We start from the raw sequence: 2,155 nt of genomic DNA, 5'->3' as shown, positions 1-2,155 counted from the left end.
GGTCAGCGCGACGTGCAACAGGCGATGGCCGGCTATTTGCGGGCGTTGAAGCGCGGGGAACCGGCGGCGTTTGCAAGTCTGATGGGGCTTTGCTTTGCCTACGGTTTTTTCCATGCGGCTGGGCCGGGGCATGGAAAACTTGTGATTGGCGGCTATGGATTGGCCCGTGACATTCCCAGATTGAAGCTTTCGGTATTGGCAATTGCATCCAGTCTTGCACAAGCCGCGAGCGCGGTGATTCTGGTCGCGGTTGGCGTGTTGGTTTTGGGCTGGGGACGTAGCGAAATGACCATAGCGGCAGAGCGCTGGTTGGCCCCTGCAAGCACGGGCGCGATTGCGCTGGTTGGACTTTGGCTTGCGTGGCGTGGGCTGCGCGCGCTACGTGCAAACACGCACCAACATAACCACCATCACGAGAGCGGCGCGACTTGCTCGACCTGTGGTCATTCTCATGGCCCGACACCGTCGCAAGCAGCTGATACGCACTCTTTGCGCGATGCTCTCGCGCTCATCGGTGCGGTTGCGATCCGCCCTTGCACAGGCGCATTGTTCCTGCTGATTATCACCTGGAGCATGGGGATATTCGCAGCAGGGATCGCGGGTGCATTCGTGATGGGGCTTGGCACTGCCAGCATCACAGTGCTCTTTGCAGTGCTATCGACGTCATTGCGTGCAGGTTTTCTTGCCCGCGTTGCACAGGGCGACAGGTTTTTGACGACGACACTGTCCTTGCAAATTGCCGTCGGCCTTCTGATTGCACTGCTTGCGCTGCAAATGACGCTTGCCGCGCTGTGACGCTTCAGTCAAAGCTTGGACAATGACGACATCAATAAAAACAGAACCGATGACCACGGCTGGTCATGCCCGTGCAATATTGACCCTTGGCTTGCCCTTGATCGGGGGGCATCTCGCCCAATTCGCGATTGGCATGACCGACACGATCATGATGGGCTGGTACTCGATCGAGGGTCTGGCTGCCGTCACCCTTGCGAGCACCTTCTTTTTCGTTTTGTTCATTTTCGGTTCGGGTTTCGCGCAGGCCGTTATGCCGCTTGTGGCAAGCCAGTTTTCTGCGGGCGATGAGGTGCAAATGCGCCGCACAACCCGCATGGGGCTATGGATGTCCTTCGTCTTCGCGATTGTTATCATGCCTTTGTTTATCTTTTCCGCTCCGCTCTTGCGTGGGCTTGGACAAGATGACGCGCTGGTCGCAGATGTGCAGGCCTATCTGCGCATTGCGGGCTGGGGGATCATTCCTGCCTTGGGCGTTATGGTGCTCAAGTCCTATCTTGCCGCGCTAGAACGCACGAGCGTGGTGCTTTGGGTCACGTTGATTGCGGCCGGCGTAAATGTGTTCGCCAATTACGCGCTGATTTTCGGCAATTGGGGCATGCCTGAACTTGGTTTGCGCGGCTCTGCGATTGCGTCTTTGATAGTGCAAGTTCTTTCGCTTCTGGTGATTGCAGCCTATGTAATCATTGCGCTGCCGCGACAACAGATTTTCGCGCGTATTTGGCGCCCCGATTGGGATGCATTCTTTTTGGTGGGACGCCTTGGTGTTCCGATAGGCTTTACAATGCTCGCTGAAGTCGGCCTGTTTGCTGCTGCGACCTTGATGATGGGCTGGCTTGGAACCATCGCGCTGGCGGCGCACGGCGTTGCACTTCAACTGGCCAGCGCGACCTTTATGATTCACCTAGGTCTGTCCAATGCAGCGACCGTGCGCGCGGGCAATGCGCTGGGGCGGCGCGACGTCGAGCATCTGGCGCGCGGGGCGAAGGTGGTTACTGCAATGTCGCTTATTGTGGCGCTTGTCACGATTGCGGCTTTTGTGCTGTTCCCCGACCAACTCATTTCGCTGTTCCTGGATCGCGACGAGCCAAACAAGGCGGCTATTATGGCGACTGGTGCTGTTTTGTTGTTGATGGCGGGTGTGTTCCAGCTGGTGGATGCATCACAGGTGATGGCGCTTGGGCTATTGCGCGGCCTTCGCGACACCAAAGCGCCGATGATCTATGCTGCATTCAGCTATTGGATCATTGGCGTGCCGTGCAGCTATTTGCTGGGCTTTCCATTGGGGTTTGGCGGTGCCGGTATTTGGGGCGGTTTGGCGATCGGACTTGGATTTGCCGCGATCCTGATGACCCTGCGGTTC

2 protein-coding genes are annotated in these 2,155 nt (G+C 57.5%); both read left to right on the top strand.

The window, feature by feature from the left end; genetic code table 11:
* On the top strand, window positions 1-795 hold a 795-nt coding region (locus WBC85_RS01095), incomplete at its 5' end, for a nickel/cobalt transporter (RefSeq protein ID WP_424432841.1).
* Window positions 796-817: 22 nt separating this feature from the next.
* Window positions 818-2,155, top strand: a 1,338-nt coding sequence (locus WBC85_RS01090; RefSeq protein ID WP_424432840.1) for an MATE family efflux transporter, incomplete at its 3' end; no start/stop codon positions are given.

Origin of the sequence: Planktotalea sp., assembly GCF_049680325.1 — a bacterium.
Lineage (GTDB): Bacteria > Pseudomonadota > Alphaproteobacteria > Rhodobacterales > Rhodobacteraceae > Planktotalea.
The sequence above is the reverse complement of the archived record's forward strand: the minus strand, read 5'-3'. Positions and strand labels throughout refer to the sequence as shown.